15 protein-coding genes and 1 pseudogene are annotated in these 17,142 nt (G+C 42.5%); 1 reads left to right on the top strand and 15 read right to left on the bottom strand.

What is annotated here, in order from left to right; all coding sequences use genetic code 11:
* The 12 genes and pseudogenes from ACMAZD_RS05655 to ACMAZD_RS05600 all read right to left on the bottom strand — a co-directional run bounded on the left by ACMAZD_RS05655 (nt 1) and on the right by ACMAZD_RS05600 (nt 11,823).
* Nucleotides 1-777 carry a M48 family metallopeptidase gene (locus tag ACMAZD_RS05655; protein ID WP_435248865.1) on the bottom strand — a complete coding sequence of 259 codons (777 nt, stop codon included), beginning with the start codon at nt 775-777 and terminating at the stop codon, nt 1-3.
* The gene (locus ACMAZD_RS05650) at nt 777-4,055 is read right to left on the bottom strand and encodes a type I restriction endonuclease subunit R (protein WP_435248864.1); all 3,279 of its coding nucleotides are present in this window, start codon (nt 4,053-4,055) and stop codon (nt 777-779) included. The genes ACMAZD_RS05655 and ACMAZD_RS05650 overlap by 1 nt, the downstream gene beginning before the upstream one ends.
* Nucleotides 4,056-4,099: 44 nt before the next feature.
* Nucleotides 4,100-4,753, bottom strand: coding sequence for a DUF6933 domain-containing protein (locus ACMAZD_RS05645; protein ID WP_435248863.1), 654 nt, complete (start codon nt 4,751-4,753; stop codon nt 4,100-4,102).
* Nucleotides 4,754-4,758: 5 nt separating this feature from the next.
* Nucleotides 4,759-4,950, bottom strand: coding sequence for a hypothetical protein (locus ACMAZD_RS05640; RefSeq protein ID WP_435248862.1), 192 nt, complete (start codon nt 4,948-4,950; stop codon nt 4,759-4,761).
* A gap of 78 nt (nt 4,951-5,028) precedes the next feature.
* The gene (locus ACMAZD_RS05635; protein ID WP_435248861.1) at nt 5,029-6,291 is read right to left on the bottom strand and encodes a restriction endonuclease subunit S; all 1,263 of its coding nucleotides are present in this window, start codon (nt 6,289-6,291) and stop codon (nt 5,029-5,031) included.
* Nucleotides 6,281-7,828, bottom strand: a complete 1,548-nt coding sequence (locus ACMAZD_RS05630) for a type I restriction-modification system subunit M (protein ID WP_435248860.1) — start codon at nt 7,826-7,828, stop codon at nt 6,281-6,283. The genes ACMAZD_RS05635 and ACMAZD_RS05630 overlap by 11 nt, the downstream gene beginning before the upstream one ends.
* Nucleotides 7,829-7,846: 18 nt before the next feature.
* Complete coding sequence (locus ACMAZD_RS05625; RefSeq protein WP_435248859.1) at nt 7,847-8,800, bottom strand: nucleotidyl transferase AbiEii/AbiGii toxin family protein; 954 nt, start codon at nt 8,798-8,800, stop codon at nt 7,847-7,849.
* Between the two features lies 1 nt (nt 8,801).
* Nucleotides 8,802-9,206, bottom strand: coding sequence for a DUF6088 family protein (locus ACMAZD_RS05620; protein ID WP_008218079.1), 405 nt, complete (start codon nt 9,204-9,206; stop codon nt 8,802-8,804).
* Between the two features lie 187 nt (nt 9,207-9,393).
* Nucleotides 9,394-9,987: a tyrosine-type recombinase/integrase gene (locus ACMAZD_RS05615; protein ID WP_096444297.1), complete on the bottom strand. Its 594-nt coding sequence runs from the start codon at nt 9,985-9,987 to the stop codon at nt 9,394-9,396.
* A gap of 236 nt (nt 9,988-10,223) precedes the next feature.
* A complete protein-coding gene (locus ACMAZD_RS05610; RefSeq protein ID WP_435248858.1) occupies nt 10,224-10,508 on the bottom strand; it encodes a helix-turn-helix domain-containing protein in 285 nt (94 codons plus the stop codon).
* A 210-nt stretch (nt 10,509-10,718) separates the two neighbouring features.
* The gene (locus ACMAZD_RS05605; RefSeq protein ID WP_435248857.1) at nt 10,719-11,150 is read right to left on the bottom strand and encodes a regulatory protein RecX; all 432 of its coding nucleotides are present in this window, start codon (nt 11,148-11,150) and stop codon (nt 10,719-10,721) included.
* A gap of 422 nt (nt 11,151-11,572) precedes the next feature.
* Nucleotides 11,573-11,823 (bottom strand): annotated as a pseudogene (locus ACMAZD_RS05600) (hypothetical protein).
* A gap of 181 nt (nt 11,824-12,004) precedes the next feature.
* Between ACMAZD_RS05600 and ACMAZD_RS05595 the strand changes: the two are divergent.
* On the top strand, nt 12,005-13,108 hold the full coding sequence (locus tag ACMAZD_RS05595; protein WP_435247125.1) for an ISAs1 family transposase: 1,104 nt from the start codon (nt 12,005-12,007) through the stop codon (nt 13,106-13,108).
* Nucleotides 13,109-13,369: 261 nt separating this feature from the next.
* Here the strand turns inward: ACMAZD_RS05595 and ACMAZD_RS05590 are convergent, their stop codons facing one another.
* The 3 genes from ACMAZD_RS05590 to ACMAZD_RS05580 form a co-directional block, all read right to left on the bottom strand.
* On the bottom strand, nt 13,370-13,747 hold the full coding sequence (locus ACMAZD_RS05590; RefSeq protein ID WP_435248856.1) for a PEGA domain-containing protein: 378 nt from the start codon (nt 13,745-13,747) through the stop codon (nt 13,370-13,372).
* Nucleotides 13,748-13,934: 187 nt separating this feature from the next.
* Entirely contained in the window at nt 13,935-14,474 is a 540-nt protein-coding gene (locus ACMAZD_RS05585; protein WP_435248855.1) for a hypothetical protein, read from the bottom strand.
* A 624-nt stretch (nt 14,475-15,098) separates the two neighbouring features.
* A complete protein-coding gene (locus ACMAZD_RS05580) occupies nt 15,099-16,628 on the bottom strand; it encodes a DUF4041 domain-containing protein (protein WP_435248854.1) in 1,530 nt (509 codons plus the stop codon).
* Nucleotides 16,629-17,142: the final 514 nt, after the last annotated feature.

Below are 17,142 nucleotides of genomic sequence, written 5' to 3'. Positions count from 1 at the left end.
TTATTCATTCAAATACAGCTCAGCCATACCATCTAGTTTGCTTTTAATCTCTTTCCAATGCGGCATCACACTGGTCAGCAAACGCCAGAACTTGTCACTGTGGTTATGCTCTGCGATGTGGCAAAGCTCATGGAGGATCACGTAGTCAATGCACTCTTTAGGCGCTTTAATTAGGTGAGGGTTGAGCATCAGGTTCCCTTTGGCTGAACAGCTTCCCCATTGCTTTGTCATAGGCAGTACACGAAAGCTTGGGATACCATCAACCCATGTCGCTTGAGGTAGTAACTCAGATAGACGCTCATGGAACATACGCTGCGCACGAACCATGTACCAGTTACGTACTAAGGCTTTAACCATGGCTGCTTTGTCATCGTTAAACCTCGTCAAGGTGACAAGTAACTTACCGCGAGTCATTTTTACCGTTGGCAAGGCATCTGCATCTTCTACTACCTTCAGCACATAACGACGACCAAGATAGAACTGCATCTCACCGCTGACGTAGTATTTAGGCTGGACAAACTCCAAATGACCTCGAAATTCTTTCAGGGCATCATAAATCCACTTGGCACGTTTCATTACCGCTTGGTGAATGTCCTCAAGCTCAGCGTCTTCTGGGGTACTAACTGTGACATCACAGTTGGGTTGCACCTTGATGGTAATACTTCGCTTTTTTCCTTGTTTGATAGGCTTACGCAGCACCTCATAGCTCACAGCCTCATCGCCATAGATGAAGCTGTATTCCTCTTTGTTACGTTCGTCAGAGACCGTTGAAGCCATTACTGGTGACCTACTAAACCTAAGCGGGTGATTTGCACGACTTCTTCGGCAATGACTTGCGCTTTATCGACGCCTAAATCGGCAAACAGCAACGGAAGTACCTCTAGAGTGATCTGGTTTTCAATCTCTGATGGATTGATTGAAAACTCAGCCACCGCTTTGCGCACTTTCTCGTCAATCTCTACTGCATAGTTGAAGCATTCATCTTCAGTAAGACCTTGACCTTCAGCGCCATGCTTTAAGAACAGTCCAAAGTAAGCTTGTACATGACGCTTAATTTTTGGATCTAGCTCTGCGAAGCGATCGGTTGGTAACCCTTCGACTTTGCGCTCTTTCACTTGCTCTTCAAAATCAGCAAATAGGAGATATTGCTTAACAGGTGCATCAAACATCTCTTTTGCTTGCTGAATCGCTTGCTTAAGTAGCTTCGAGAAATACTCTTGAGCGTAAGGGTCGTCGGCAAGGTCTTGCTCAATCATCTTAGTGACACGACCAGTGATCGCATCTTTCTTGTTACGAGCTTCATCGTCACTTAGCTCTTCTGGTTTTATATCCTTACCCATGTTGCCAACCAGATAAACCCCTTTAGATTCTTGGATCTCAACGCCACCGATGTGCTTGTCTAACATGGTGCGAATACTCTCAGCATACTCGTCATAATCAATGGTTTCTTCGGCATCCTGACGGACAACTTGGCGTAGCGATGTCATGCTTTTTAGCGTGTCTTTATAAACCTGACGTTTATCATCAAAGCTCTTGTCTTCAAAGTAGGTGGCAGATTGCAGGGCGACTTTTAAGCAATTAGCAAACGCAGTGAGTGTGCTATAAAAATCTTGGCGTTTCTTTAGGTTTAAATCGGTAGGCTGACCATCGACATATTCTATGTTCGGCGCAAATACCCGTGCCATTGCTTGCGGATCTTGTGTGTTTTTTACATCAATAAAAAATGCCCAGAGTTCACTGTATAGCGCTGGCAGCTTCTTATATTCCGTGTCCATGCGACTGTATAAGCCTTTAAGGTCGTCAATATCAAAGCCACCTTGGGTACGCTCAGCCAAATCTTGGTAATCAGCAATGGTGGCATCTAACTCTTTTAAGATGCCTCGGTAGTCGATGAGGTAACCAAACTCTTTCTTCTGGTGTAGACGATTCACGCGAGCAATGGCTTGTATAAGGTTGTGTTGCTTGAGCGGCTTATCGATGTAAAGTACGGTGTTCTTTGGTTCATCAAAGCCCGTTAGAAGTTTATCGACCACGATCATTAAGTCGGGGCCGTCATCTTTACCGAATTCGTCAATGATATGCTTAGTGTAGGCTTTTTCATCTTGTCCAAAGTCTGAGTCCAGTACGTTTTCTTTCCACCAATTCTGAACCACATCCTTGCTTTCTCCATCAACTGTATCGTGTCCTTCGCGTGTATCTGGCGGTGACATGGCAACAACTGAACTCACCTTGCCAATTTGGTCGAGAAGCTTCTTATATTGGATAGCAGAGGCTTTTGAGTCACAAGCAAGCTGACCTTTTAAACCTTGGCGCTTAAAGTTTTGGAAATGGTCAGAAATGTCGTGAGCGATAAGCTCGATACGACCTTCGGTTTGATAGATTTGACCTTTTTGAGCAAACTTTTTCTTCAAGTCCGTGCGTTGTTTTTCGGTGAGCTTATCAGTGATGCGATCAAACCATGCATCGAGAGCTTTGTCGTTGGTACTTAGCTCAGGCACACGTTCTTCGTACAGCAGCGGGGTAACGGTTTTGTCTTCCACCGCTTGTTGCATGGTGTATGAGTGGATGATTTTACCGAACTTGTTTTCAGTCTTATCGTCTTGCAGCAACGGTGTCCCTGTAAACCCTATATAAGCCGCTTTTGGTAAGGCTTGCTGCATGCGAATGTTGTTTTCACCGTTTTGACTGCGGTGGCCTTCATCAACGAGCACAATCATATCTGGGCTGTCGTTATAACACTCTGGTAGTTCAATTGCGGTGCCAAACTTGTTGATGATGGAGAAGATAATACGCTCATTACCTTTACCAATTTGTTCTGCAAGACGTCTACCCGTTGTAGCCATGGCAGTTTTACGATCTTTTTCAGACAGTGCACCGCCAGAGGCGAACGTACTCGCTAGTTGGTCTTCTAAGTCAACACGGTCAGTCACGACCACTACACGACACTTGGCGAGTTCTTTAATCCAAATCAGCGCTTTAGATAAGAACACCATGGTAAAAGATTTACCTGAGCCAGTAGTATGCCAAATAACACCACCGTTTCGAGCGCCTTGCTCATCAAAAGAGGTGACACGTTCGATCAGGGCTTTAATACCAAAGACCTGCTGATAACGAGCAACGATTTTGCCTGCTTTTTTATCGAACAATGTAAAGAGTTGGGTCATTTCCAGAAGGCGGTCATGACGAAGTAGTGATATCAACAAACGGTCTTGGTCTGTCACCATTAAATCACCGCCTGCGATCAGCGATAGGTATTCATCACGAACTTTGGCTGGACGGTGAGCAAATAGCTTATCGAGCTGCGCTGGAGAAAGCGGCGTGTTTTTAAGACGCGCGAATGTGGCTTCGGTGATCTCTTCTTCTTTCCACTTCGCCCAGAACTTGCTTGGTGTACCACACGTACCGTACAAGCCTTTGTGCCCATTGATTGACATGACCAATTGGCTGTAAGCAAATAATTGCGGGATATAATCTTGCTTTTGGTTGCGGATAGTTTGGGATACACCTTCTTCAATCGTCGGTTTACCTACCGTTGAAGAATCTGGGCGCTTGGCCTCAATAACCACCCAAGGTAAGCCATTTACAAAACAAACAATATCTGGGATGAAGTGTTTAGTACCGTGGCTATTTTCCACCTCTAACTCTTCCGTGAAGTGAAATTGGTTATTGCTTGGCTCTGTCCAGTCAACAATGTTGATGGTTGGGTTAGCTTTCTTACCATCAACAAACTCGGTTACGCCAATGCCATACGTCAGAGCGTTATACAGTTTTTCATTGGCCGCTTTCAGCCCTTCGTTCATGGCAGGGTTAGCTAGCTCGTGGATAATTTTATCGATGGCCGCTTCCGAAAGGTGATGATCTTTCCCCATGAATGAGTAGGTTTTGTGCTTGAGTACATCACGTAGTACATCAGGCAAAATAACGGTTGAAAGATTACCACGCCTAATTACACATTCACTCGGTGAAATGAACTGATAACCAAGATTAGAGAGCAAGGTTAACGCTGGGATTTTCGCGCTTTGTTCTTCTCGGAAGTTAGGTAAGTTGCCTGACATTGTCGTCCCTTATTGTCGATTCGTTTTTATTATCGTTATTGTTGTTAATGTAGTTTACGTTTTTTGGCCTGATTGAAGTCGATAACGTTATCGGGTGTCTCTTCGTTGAACGTGTCAGGGGCAATCTCTTGATAATACTCATGGATTGCTTGGCTGAGTTCGGCATTCATCCCATCAAAATAGTCGTCGTCGGGAATCCCACGCTTAACCATTTCGGCGTGCATCATTTGTCGGCGTAGAGATCCAAATAACTGGCGGATCAGTTTGTCCTCATTGTCGCCCAATTCGCTGTAGGTCTGCATCCAGTCAAGGAACATCTCTTCGTCAGGGTGAAAGTGATCTTTCTTTTGTTTGGTCGAGCGAATCAAACTGTTTATCCACTCATCAAAGCTGGCGCACTCTTCTTGGTCGTCTGGGAGAGAGCCAACTTGGTAAACTCGATTTTCAAATTGCCAAGCGACATCATTAATGTGGCTTTGTACACTGCGGTCACCGCGTTGACAAAAGAAAGGTCTAGGATGAAGTTTGATGAACTCATTGAACATCTCTTCAAAGCTCTCTTCATCGCACATTTCAAACTCTTCACCAAAGAACTGCATGTTGTTAAACAGCCGTTCCAGCAGTTGGTTAGTAAATTCGAGCCAATCCCCTTTTTGAATGCCAACAAACACCATGGAATAGCGAGTTTCAACGTTCATAGCAATCAGTACTTTCTTGCGTTGAACGCATGAACCAGCCAAGAACTGATGGGTACTGTAGGGGCATTCAACACATTCGCGACCTCAGAACCACTGACAGAATCCGTCGGTGGCGCTTCTAAAGGAGAGATTTTTTTGCCATTGCGCTTTACTGTGAAAAAGTCCGCAGCGGCTTTGGTGCAGTTAAACACTAACATTGTGTAATACCTAGTTTTGGTAATGGCGATAATGTGTGACGCACTACGTCACACATTAGTTGAGAGTTAAGAGACGCTTTACGCCGCAACTTCTTCATCCACTTTCACACAGCGCTTACCCGTTAACAACTGCTGCATCAACGCCTTTTTTTCTTGCTTAAAGTGAGCAAGCTTAGACTCAAGGACTTCAATGTCTCTATCGGCAGCGGTAAGGACTGAGGCGATTTTCTTCTGCTCGCCAGATGTTGGTAACAGTAAGTTTATTTTAAGGAGTTGCACTTTTGATAAGTTATAGCGAGTTGCTCCTTGCGCTAAAACAGAAATGGATCTTCTAACTCGACTACTTCTCAGCAAGTATTGCATAAACTCAGGTATGACAGTGGAAGTGTCATTTGGTCGAAAACCAAAACAAAATGAGTTCAGATAAATTGGCTCTTCAGGTTCAGAAAGCATTACTGATGACATTCCAACCTCATCTGGTGTTTCTGAGGATGTCGTAAAAAAAACGTCTCCAAATTGAACGAAATTTTGCTTTTCTTCGCTACCTACATTCACTTTTTCTAATTTTGCTGTGTTTACAGATGAATTATTGAAAATATTGATATAAGGGATATATTTGGCACCACTCCCAAAATCTTCTTTTGTCTTACCTGTTAACCCCGTAAAGGTTTGACCAAGCTCTCCTAACCTAACCTCTCCCCACTCCCCCTCAAACGCCTTACCCGTTTTAGGATTAACCAAACGATTCTTACCCGTCAAAAGCTGTTGCATCAGAGCTTTCTTCTGCTGCTTGCTGGTTTCAATCAGCTTTTCTGTGGTGGCAATCGCTTTATCCCATGTTGAGAGGATTTTGGCGATTTTGCGTTGTTCTGGGAGTGGGGGAGTGTTGATAATTAACTCCCCGCAATCTGGAACACGCATGTGAGCTACAGTTCCACCGTTACTAAAATCTTCGATTTGCTTTTGGCAATAGCCACTCATTAGTGAGTAAAACAAGTAACGATTATCTGATCTCTCTGTATGAGAACGATACATCATGGTTCTTTGTCCGAGAAAGATACCTTGAGCATTTTCTAAAATACCTGCTTCACCAACTGGAGCTTCACGAGTAAAGATGATATCTCCATCCTTTGGTGCACCACGACGAATCCATTGTTTATAGGTATCCTCTTCCACATACCTAACATTATTCGTGTCAACACGCCCATGTCGTACATTTGTTGTTCGAATCATTTTAAAGGGTGTTACATAATCCACGTGTTTAGCAGTCTTATTTACACAGTCAATGATTGATTCACAAAGCTCTTTAATCGGTTTTCTTTCCCAACCATTAGGCACCATAACCCAACTCCTCTAGGTAGCCTGCCATTTTTGTTTCTAGATCAGCCAGCTCATTTTGTAGAGTCAAGCGCTCGGTACGCACTGCAACTAGGTCGATCTCTTCTTCTTCCTCAAAGGTATCCACGTAACGAGGAATATTAAGGTTGTAATCGTTCTCGGCAATCTCTTCTAGCGAAGCTAGGTATGAGTATTTATCTGTGGTTTCACGTACTTTATAGGTATCGACAATCTTCTGAATATTCTCAGGTGTGAGTTGGTTCTGGTTCTTACCAGACTTAAACTCACGAGAGGCATCAATAAACAGTACCTTGTTATCATCTTTCTGTTTTTTGAACAGCAGAATAGCCGCAGGAATACCCGTACCAAAAAACAGCTTTTCAGGTAGACCAATCACTGTATCTAATAGGTTTTCATCAATCAGCTGCTTACGAATTTTACCTTCACTTGATGCGCGGAATAGCACACCATGAGGCACAACCACACCCATGCGACCGCCCTTTTTACCTTGAGAAGCGGGTTTAAGCGTTTCAATCATGTGTGAGATAAACGCATAGTCACCTTTGGTCTTTGGCGGAATACCACGGCGGAAGCGACCAAAGTGGTCATTACCTGCATCCTCAAAGCCCCATTTATCTAACGAGAATGGAGGGTTTGCCGTTACCACATCAAAGTGCAGCAGACCGCCTTCTTTATCCTGAAGCTTAGGGTTACGAATAGTATCGCCCCACTCAATGCGATGGTTATCTTCACCGTGCAGAAACATGTTCATCTTTGCCAGTGACCACGTTGAACCTATCGCTTCTTGGCCAAACAGCGCGTACTGCTTAGAGCCAGCAAAGTTGCTTTGAACTTGCTTACCACACTTCATCAATAGTGAGCCTGAACCACAGGCAGGGTCACAAATGCTATCGCCTTGTTGTGGCTCTAGGATGATAGAGAGTAGATCGGATACTTCTGGTGGGGTATAGAATTCACCCGCCGATTTACCGCTACCCGCAGCGAAGTGTTTGATGAGGTACTCGTAGGCGTTACCAATCACGTCCAGCGAACCCACGCGGCTTGGGCGCAGGTTTAGGGTGTCTTTACCAAAGTCTTCCAGTAGGTGACGCAGGATGTCGTTTTTCTGCTTTTCATCACCGAGCTTATCAGTGTTAAAGCTGATGTCTTGGAATACGTTCTTTAGCTTTGTGCCATTAGCTTCTTCAATGGCGTGTAGCGCTTGGTCGATACGAGAGCCGTTACCAGCTTCGTGGCGAGCCTCATATAAGTCCCAGAAAGTAGAGCCTGTTGGGATTTTGAAAGACTGTTTCGACATCATCGCTGAGATCATCTGCTCGTTACCATTGAACTGCTTTGATAGCTCATCAAATTTGTCTTGGTGTACGTCAGAGATGTACTTCAAGAACAGCATGGTTAGGATGAAGTCTTTGTAGATTGAGGGATCTACCGTGCCTCGAAAAGTGTCACAGGCAGCCCATACGGCTTTGTTGACTTGCTCTTGGTATAGCGGATCTTGATTGATTTTAGTGTGTGGCATGAGTGGTTCTCAAATCGGTTAGATTGTTTTAATTAATGACTGCGCAATGCGTTTAAACGAGGCAAAGCAGGTATCAAAATCATGAGGCTCGGTGTTAAACACCATAGGGGTAACAAAGTCCTGAAAGCGCTGGCGAAAAACAGGGTTATCTTCAAGTTCTTTTAGCCCAAGCTGTAGCTCTTGTTTAGGGTTAGCAACAAACTCAGTGTGTTGATTACCAAAGCGATCGATATCTTCCTTCAATACCGTGTTAAATAACGCTGTCATTGCTGTAAGGTCGAAGTTTTCTAATTGTGCTTCGGTCTTTAGAATGCAGTAAACATCATAGATGTGGCGTACAAGCGTGGCATCGTCCTTACGTTGCGTATCGCGCTTTACTGACATGGTACGGCGCAACATTGAAATCACTTTCTCCACCAAGGTCGCTTGAATAGAGACGCAATCAAACGCTTTTACTTCTTGTGGCTGTCGATACAGTTCCGCTACCAATGATTGGATCGGCCGTGGTTCTACATCCAGTAGAGGGATCGTCTCTATTAACTCAAGTTTAATGATGGGGCGAAGACATGGCGCTTGGCTAAACTGCTGCGGGTATCTGAGTTCAAACTCGACATAGCGATATTTATCACGAACGAGACGCGACTCAACGGTAAATCGCTCTGTTTGAGTGATCGCCATTTCAATCTCGTGAATGCATGTCTTACGGGCGGCTTTCTTTTGGCCGCGACTCAGCTCACCAAATTCTTGATGGGGAATGAGCTTTATATCCACATCTTCTGACATTCTCAGGATTTTAACGTTTGACTTGGCTAGCGCAGTCCCCCCAGAAAAAACCATTTGATGATACACAGGCGACACCTTCGCTAATTCGCTAAGTAAGGCGACGACCCAGTAATCTTTTTCAATAATGGCTGGGTTTCCGAGCTCAAGCGCATCGGAAACCTCAAGGAATTGTTGTTTTAGTTTTTCCATATTAACTCGGTGAGTTTAAGACTCGGTTACCGACAGCTAACTTGCGATTAAACTGTTTATGGTTCCATGAGTATTGAATGGAGGATGGGATTTGGGTGCTTTTACCAGATAGGCTTTGTAAAGACAGTTTGTCCATTTCAAAATCGACACCTTTCATCTTTAAAATTTCACGCATCAGGGCATCGCTTCCGCCAGGGTTTGTGGGCATGGGTCTGCCGGTTAGACTATTCATTCTTGCTTTTGTGTATAGACCGTAGCCAAGCTTGATTAACTCACCTTGCTTAACTAATTGCCTTAACGCTCGACCGATTTGGTCGTAGCTAGCAAAACCATCAAAGTCTTTGCGCTCAAAAACATAACGTCTTGAGCGCTTTATCTTTTGATAAACGCGTTCAACAGCTGTCATTTGAACCTCCTAGCTTTCATACGTATCGGTAGTATAACGCAACCTTATAATGACAGAAAGAAATACGGCACATTCAAAAGAAGATATACGGCGTTAAAAAACACAAAAAAACCATAAAGCATTGATTATAATTGGCTTTATAATGATAAATGAAAACGACCTATCTATAAGTTTCATCCTAACCTCACTATGAGTCTATCCCCTCAGATATGTTTAGAGCATCCTCTATTTCTACACCTAAGTAGCGAATGGTATTATCTAACTTCACATGGCCAAGCAATAACTGCACAGCGCGAATGTTTTTAGTTCTCGCATAAATTAAGGTAGCCTTGGTACGGCGCATCGAGTGTGTACCATAAAGGTAGGGATCGTAGCCGAGTTCGGTTACCCAGCGGCGAATGATAGTGGCATAGTTACTATAACTCATCGATTTCCCCTGCCTCCTAGGACTAGGGAAGATATAGTCTGATGCCGTCAGTTGGCGGTGCATTAGCCATTGAGCTAATGATTGTGCAGTACGAGAAGTAATCTCAAATTGTACTTCTCTGCCAGTTTTACTCTGACTGTAAAGTACTCGTTCTTGAATTACACCACCAGAAGAGATATCCCTCACTTTCATTCTGAGCAAATCACATGAACGCAATTTGCAGTCGATAGCGAGATTGAGCAGAGCCAATTCCATGATGTTGCCTTCGATTTCTAGCCTAGTGCGAATTCGCCAGATATCTTCGAGCTTGAAGGGCTTTTTCTGCCCAGTGAGGTGACCTTTCTTTGTCCACATAATTGACCTCCAGTCTAACTTTAGAAGTGGCCTTAGTAAGGTTAGCGGATGGGGTAAAGGAGAAATGACAGTGGTTAATGGAAGATGCTTGACGGTTGGCTGTGACTACTTTAGTCTCGCTTTCCTTCTTGATGGCTCTTTTAATATCCGTCCAAGACTTTCGATAAGGCATCTTGAAGGGAGAATAGAAAACGTTTTTATTCTTTGGCGGCTTTTGTTCCATTCTTATGCAGCAATTAATAGGCGTTACAAAAGCCGCTTCTTGCTAATAGATAGCTTCCATTCTTAAAGCCTTGTTTAGAAATTTTCCGTAATGTACCACGATTAATGCCAAGCATTCGGGCGGCCAGCGCTTGATTGCCACGAGTATGTAGTAAGAGCGCTTCTACAATGGTGAACTTCAGTTCTGGTAGTAATTGTCTGAGATCGGGCGCGGCGTACTTTTTATCTACAATTCCTACCAATTCAAGCTCTTGTTTAACACATTCAATCACCTCGCCTCGTGTGATCAAGATTGTCATATTGATTGTTTCTCTTAGCTTCTTCTTTGTTCGATGTATAGCAATGAGCGACTAGGCCCCCTTTATTTGCTTTGTAAGGTAAGCCTGCGATACCAATATTGATTCTTTTACGCCAAACCAAGAGGGCTTCTAGTGAGCTTGCTTTACTTATTTGTCGTTGTATTTTTTCGAAGTATTCGTTAAAGGTCATAAGAAGCGGTTTGTATTGTATTAACTTAGCGATTCTAGGATTGCTCCCATATGGTGGCCCCTATACTGCAAGTAACGGATCACCTTAGCTTTTTCTTTTTCATCTTTCGGCTTATTCGAGCCAAACTTTTTCACTTTAGCGGTTAGACAAAGCTCAAACCAATCAACATCGAGATCTTCAAGGGATTGTGCGATTAACAACGCATCAAGCCCTTTTTTTCTTAATTCGTGCTTAATACGCGTTTCGCCATGGAGCTTTGTGAGCTGCTTTTGAATCTCTCGCTCGATAAGTCGTGTGTCATCTACATAGTGGTGAGATAGCAACCTTTCCATAACCGCATCAACCTGGTGCTCATCGGATAAGCGCGATAGTTGGTATTTCAAATCTCCAGATGAGTAATCACGTTTTGATAGTAAAGTAACCGCATACTCGTATAGCTCTTGCTCTGTCATACAGCCTCCTTGGTGAACAGAAAAAGTCCATTATGAACTCAATTCAAACGAGCGTAAATGCAATCCCGTTGCTCTTTGTGTATGGTTGAATAAATATTCATACTCGCAAGGGCAGGTTGGGCTAAAAAGATAGCAAAAAACAGTGAAGATGAAGCGTGTGAAAATGATTTTGGGGCATTTCTGATTTACAAAGCGCTACCTGTGAAGCGCTACCTGTGAAGGTTCGGACCGAAATACGCTTGGATACAGCGGATACGAAAAAGGCAGAGTCATTGAGTACTCTGCCTTCTTTAACTTGCCTTGCGGCTAATTTTGAATCTTGCCTCGCGGCTATAAAACAATTGTAATACAGCAACGGCATATTGTTAAGTGCCACTCTAAGACCTCGCAACGCAGATTGAGGCAAAAATGCATTGCAGTTTTCAAATGCGGAAATGTTTATCCTCGTACTCTTCAACCAATGCAGCTAGTCTTTCAAGTTCATCACCTCTGGGAGTCTCTGGTTCGGCTGTATCAAACAGATATTCAATCCGCTTCAATGCCGCTTCAATGCCGCTTTGTAGTCACTTTCATAGAACTCATCCAGTTTTGCCGCAGCCAGCTCATCAGCATGCGCAGTATAGGGTGTTATCCCCTCAACCAGTTCTTTTTCTGATAGCTGTTTCTTGCTCATAGCTCGCTTTTCCATTTAAAAGTGGCATTAGATAATTTATAGCATAATGAGACACTAGCTATAATGTAAGGTAAGGGCGGGATCGAACTTTAGTTATTGAAAATAAATAACTTTATTTTCAATTGGAACTTTTCCTGATAGTCACGATCAGATCATGAAATAAAAAATATGAGAAACTCGCATGATTATCATTGAACAGCTAAAAAAAGTGAAAGATACCCGTTCGCACATCAACCAAGTCTACCCTGTTATAGAAGTCGCTTTTGTTGTCATAACAGCCATGCTTTGTGGTCAAAACAAGTGGACGGATATCAAGGATTTTGGTGAAGGAAATATCGACTGGTTACGTGAGTATTTCCCCTACGAAAATGGCCTTCCTACTCGTCATAATATTGCAGCAATTATGAGGACTATTGTTCCTGAAACACTCTTAGAAGCTATGGTGGGCTGGGTTAATTTGCATAGAGAGAGGCATGCTCAACCTATCATCAGTGTTGACGGGAAGGTACTAAAAGGTGCTAAAGCAAACAAACAAGATAACCCCCTTTATATGGTCTCGGCATTCGATGTTGATGAAGGTTTGACCCTCACACATCAACCCTGTAAAGGCAAAGGGACGGAGCTAACAGCGATAAGAAACCTGTTAGATACTTTAGATATAAAAGGATGTCTATTAACGGCTGATGCCCTGCATTGTCAGGTTGAAACTCTGAATAAAGTGGTTGATAAAGGTGGCGATTTCTTAGTGCAAGTCAAACTGAATCAGCCCAGTTTGCTTGCAGAAGTGGATGCACAATTCCAAGACTATTGGTCTTTGCCTGAAGATAAACAAGAGTCATACATCACCGAAGATAAAGGGCATGGCAGAAAAGAGGTTCGTGAGGTTTACGTTCTCCCAGCAGCCTTCAGTGAAGCACTCAGAGAAAAGTGGTCTGTCGTTAAAAGTGTTGTTGCAGTGGTGAGAGATAGAAGTGTCAAAGGGAAAGGAAGTTATGAAACATCGTATTATATTTGCACAGATCACTTGTCGTTAGAGTTAGCCTTACAAGCGACCAGAAAACACTGGCACATCGAGAACCAGCAGCACTGGGCGTTGGACGTTATTTTCAAAGAAGATGAACAATGTATTTATGCTGGAGATTCAGCACTAAATATGGCTTGTTGCAGACGTTTTGTTCAGAACTTGTTTAGAAAATCCGAAGGGAACTTGTCAGTACCCAGGAAGATGAATAAAGCGGTATGGGACAAAGATTACAGAGCTTCGGTTTTGTTTACATCAAATTAACAAAGTACATTCGTGCCCTTAATGTAAGGTCTGCTTTGAAACACAGAATGGGGCAATTATCATTTTCGGAAAAATCGAATATTAGCAAACCATGAATAACTAGAAGTATGGTAACGTTACTGTGGGGAAGTGCTAGTACGATGAGTAAAATCGCACTAGCAAAAATGCGGGACTAGAATTGAGGTAAGTGCTGTTTCGTTAAATTATGCACGCACAACGATGACAACCACCTTGAAAAACACCGGATGTTTATATCAAAAACTACGAAATACATTGTGCATTAACAATATAGCTTTCTTGATCGAATTGCTGCCAAGCTCCCGTTCCGACCCCATCAACAACAAGTACTGAAACCACACCAAAATCAATTAAGACTCCAAGCAAGGTGGTAGCATCAAAAGATTTTGTTACAGGTATGGATACCGAGTTACAACCATCTTGCTCTACACGAATGGTGTAATCTTTTTTCTTTTTGAATGTAGTGATCACATTACCATCACCAAGATAAGCATCATTAACATAAATTTTTGCAGTTGGGTTTTTACTTCTAATTGAAACTTGTTGACTAGTCCCATTGAACATAGCGGCACAACCACTTAAAAGGAAAAGGGCAACGACAGCTGAAATAATGTTTTTCATAGTTATAAATCCATATTTTTTAAGCTGGGGATTATAAACTTAGCCATAGAAATAAACAACTTAGTGAATAAAAGATATTGAGTTACTCCACAACGAAGAGCGACTCCCAATCGAGAGCCGTTATTGCGGTGTCTAAACTAAGTGACGTTATGACAAACCGACTGCTTTTTGTTTTTCCTTCACTGTATTAAAGCGGCATCCAGCCTAAGGGACACACACTGCCTTTAAACACTTGGACATTTGCATTAAGAGTCATAACACCAAGTTTAGTGCACTGGATTGTTTTATTAAGTCCATTCGAATAATCAATAGTAGCTTTGGCTTTCCTCATTTCATAATTACGCTGCTCAATCAATCTGGCTTTTTCTTTATGCTTGTTTGCATTTCTAACATCAGTTTCCATAGTTACGAGCCAACTTTTACATATTGGAGCTAGGACATCATTTCTTTCCTTCAATTCTGAGACTAATTGACGCTTCTCACTAACAACGCGATTGATGTCTGATTGAGGTGCATTCCATGTGGATACAAAGTAATTAATAGCTTCTTGGTAATCTAACAACTGCTGCACATCATAATCACCTGAATTGTAACATTCCTCAGCGATAACCCATTTAGTTGAAAGAGAGTTAAGCACATTATCAGGTATAGTTGGTTTCTTATAGGTAGATGCGCAACCTCCAAGAATGATAAAAGAAAGAAACACGGGAACAATACGGTAAAACATTTTCTCAATAGTTCGATAAAAATAAGACTCGACACTATACCATAAGATAAAAATGATTTCGTTTAAGCCATATCAAGTTTCCATTCCTAGTTTTAGTATATTCAATTATGAGACTCTGTAACGAAGAACGGCCCTTTTGGGAGCCGTTCTTTCGTCTAAAGCTGTGGGTTTTACACTAAGTGAACTGCACCAGAAAAACGGGACATAAGCCCAAGAGAGAAATGCTATCAAACAGTTCAAAAAAGCTGTGTCCATTATTCCTATTATGGTAAGTCAAAAATAACACTCAGACCGACTCAAGCAACCATAGCGAAGATTTTAGACACTTGAACAAGGCTGTATGCTTTCATAGCGCCTTGTAATTTAGTGACGTTTTAAGAGCGATTTACTGGGCAAAAATTAGCAAATTCATTTGAGCTAAGAACCGCACTCTAACACCCATTTTGTTCTTTATGAGTGTTGGGTTTCTGATTAGTCCTATTTGGTCAAAACCCACTCGCATGTGAATGTAGACTTTTTGGCGAAACCAATATTGGGGCATATCGTGCCAGATTGAAGAGACTGTTACGAAGTGGGACATTTCAAATTACTGTATGCCCCTTTCAGTAAAATCTATAAGGAGCTCTACAGGACATCAGCAAATTTGGGGAGAGCACTGGAAGACGATAACTCTTCTCCTTCTAACTTTCCTTCTCTTGCTAGGCGCTGTTTGTTCATCGCTTGTGTTTCGTAATAGTCCTGTGCAATCACTGTTTCAATGAACTCCACAGACTGATCGGTAAAGTCACTTACCGCATGTTTGATCTCTTCCAGCGAGACACTGAAAAACTCTTTACGTCGATTAATCATATTCAATCGGTGAGTATCAAACTTATCGTGAAGCTTCTTCTCTAGAGTTGGAGCATCATCAGTATGAATCATTGCATGTACATCAAAGGTAAATGGTACTGAAGCATCTCCAAGCTCTTTCACTCTATCCATTGGTTCTAATCGACGGGTCATGCCTATCTTGTAGACATTTTCTCCAAACGATCCAATGTTAGAAATAACATAAACATGACCTTGCTTAGTTTGCTCCGCCATTGATTGAGCGCGTTGGTGCTTGCGCTCTGCTTCCTCTAAATTTGCCTGTAACTGTGCAATCTGTTTTTCTAGTTCTGATTTCATTTCGTCGCTAGCTTTTTCAAGCTCTTTTCTCGCAGCATCCAAAGCTTTGTGATAACGTTTCTCTTCCTTTATAGCTTCCGCTTCTGCTTTTTTAATCTCTGCCTCTATTCTTGCTTCTTCACGCATTTGTGCTTTGATTTCCGCCTGTTCTTCTTTCTCGCGTTGTTTCTTTTCACGATATTCGTAAGTTAATTGGAGTTCTTTTAACTTTTCTCTGAGATAACGCTCTGTAATAGATATGGCATTCGGTTCATTTAGCTGATTGATTGCGACGAATGCTTTCTTTATACGTTCTTCCATCTTTGTAACGTTTTTCCACGTACAGTTGGCAATAGCTGCCTCACATTCGTTATTGAAGGCTCTTGCGGTGAGACGAATACTCTTGTTGGTCATTTTCTTGCCTTCGGTTCGAGAACCGTCGACAGTCCATTCACGGTAGCAATGTATCGCACCACTGGAAGACTTCTCTCTCAACAAGGTTTTCTGGCACTCCTTACATTTCTTGATCTCTTCTTTGAATGTTTCAGATGCATCAAAATCGAACTTTGGCTCATAGAATCCGAGTTCGATAAGCTCAATATCTTCGCTGAATATGGCGATTTGCTTAGTTAAAGAGTCATAAGTGATTTTCTTACTTTTGTAGTTGACATGAAGTTCACTGATCTGCTTTTCAACAAACTGACGTTTCGTAATTGCCTCGTCTCTCTTGGATTCGATTTCGCGTAAGGCTTGACTCGCTTTTTCTTCTATCTCATTCTTGTCAATTTTCAGCTGATCCTTGATTTGCTCACACTCAGCTTCAACATCAAATATCTGAGAGTATTTTTCTTTATACTCTTCGATTGTTGTTGCTGCCTCTGATAATTGAGTTTCTGTAACTGCCAGTTTCTGACTCAGCTTTGAAGACTTTCTTACCCCAAAAAGCCCGACAACAAGCAAGATTACTATAGCTCCTATTAGCATGTAAGTTAGTGAAATTTGTTCCATTTACCGCCCCTACCGTCTCATTGAATATAAAACTGATAAGATAACTAATATCAACTCTCGTGTAACCGAGCAAATGTCACAATAGAGATATTTGTGTGCGGAAAATGTGAGGCAATCATCCTGGCTTCATGTGCCAACATGCTTCGAGGCTTTCTATTAGTATTTCTAGGGGAAATGCACGCCCCAAAAACTTGTAGAGCATTTAGTCTAAGCAATTTTGGGGCGTGCGACATGAGGTCGTATGCAGCGCTGTCCATCGCGTTAAGAATGGACCATCTGTATCACCAGATGAGCCTAAGAGCCTGAATCAAGTAGCGGCTCTGACAATGTAACGAAGACAAGAAACTATCTTGTCGGGAGCTAAATCGCGAGAGAAGGCTCCTCCTGATAACCACATAAATCGGGTGAGTGCTAGGCAGGTAGTATGGTGAACACACGTGAATCCGCATAAGATGCGTTATATTGTAAACAGCGGAAGTGGTTTTTACGCTGTCGCCAAAAGGCACTAAGAGTA

This window comes from Vibrio sp. nBUS_14 (genome assembly GCF_051201655.1).
Classification (GTDB): Bacteria; Pseudomonadota; Gammaproteobacteria; order Enterobacterales; family Vibrionaceae; genus Vibrio.
The sequence above is the reverse complement of the archived record's forward strand: the minus strand, read 5'-3'. Positions and strand labels throughout refer to the sequence as shown.

What these genes read in the sequence shown, in the direction of transcription:
- ACMAZD_RS05655 (WP_435248865.1), bottom strand. Translation starts at nt 777, where the DNA reads ATGGCTTCAACGGTCTCTGACGAACGTAACAAAGAGGAATACAGCTTC.
- ACMAZD_RS05650 (WP_435248864.1), bottom strand. Translation starts at nt 4,055, where the DNA reads ATGTCAGGCAACTTACCTAACTTCCGAGAAGAACAAAGCGCGAAAATC.
- ACMAZD_RS05645 (WP_435248863.1), bottom strand. Translation starts at nt 4,753, where the DNA reads ATGAACGTTGAAACTCGCTATTCCATGGTGTTTGTTGGCATTCAAAAA.
- ACMAZD_RS05640 (WP_435248862.1), bottom strand. Translation starts at nt 4,950, where the DNA reads ATGTTAGTGTTTAACTGCACCAAAGCCGCTGCGGACTTTTTCACAGTA.
- ACMAZD_RS05635 (WP_435248861.1), bottom strand. Translation starts at nt 6,291, where the DNA reads ATGGTGCCTAATGGTTGGGAAAGAAAACCGATTAAAGAGCTTTGTGAA.
- ACMAZD_RS05630 (WP_435248860.1), bottom strand. Translation starts at nt 7,828, where the DNA reads ATGCCACACACTAAAATCAATCAAGATCCGCTATACCAAGAGCAAGTC.
- ACMAZD_RS05625 (WP_435248859.1), bottom strand. Translation starts at nt 8,800, where the DNA reads ATGGAAAAACTAAAACAACAATTCCTTGAGGTTTCCGATGCGCTTGAG.
- ACMAZD_RS05620 (WP_008218079.1), bottom strand. Translation starts at nt 9,206, where the DNA reads ATGACAGCTGTTGAACGCGTTTATCAAAAGATAAAGCGCTCAAGACGT.
- ACMAZD_RS05615 (WP_096444297.1), bottom strand. Translation starts at nt 9,987, where the DNA reads ATGTGGACAAAGAAAGGTCACCTCACTGGGCAGAAAAAGCCCTTCAAG.
- ACMAZD_RS05610 (WP_435248858.1), bottom strand. Translation starts at nt 10,508, where the DNA reads ATGACAATCTTGATCACACGAGGCGAGGTGATTGAATGTGTTAAACAA.
- ACMAZD_RS05605 (WP_435248857.1), bottom strand. Translation starts at nt 11,150, where the DNA reads ATGACAGAGCAAGAGCTATACGAGTATGCGGTTACTTTACTATCAAAA.
- ACMAZD_RS05595 (WP_435247125.1), top strand. Translation starts at nt 12,005, where the DNA reads ATGATTATCATTGAACAGCTAAAAAAAGTGAAAGATACCCGTTCGCAC.
- ACMAZD_RS05590 (WP_435248856.1), bottom strand. Translation starts at nt 13,747, where the DNA reads ATGAAAAACATTATTTCAGCTGTCGTTGCCCTTTTCCTTTTAAGTGGT.
- ACMAZD_RS05585 (WP_435248855.1), bottom strand. Translation starts at nt 14,474, where the DNA reads ATGTTTTACCGTATTGTTCCCGTGTTTCTTTCTTTTATCATTCTTGGA.
- ACMAZD_RS05580 (WP_435248854.1), bottom strand. Translation starts at nt 16,628, where the DNA reads ATGGAACAAATTTCACTAACTTACATGCTAATAGGAGCTATAGTAATC.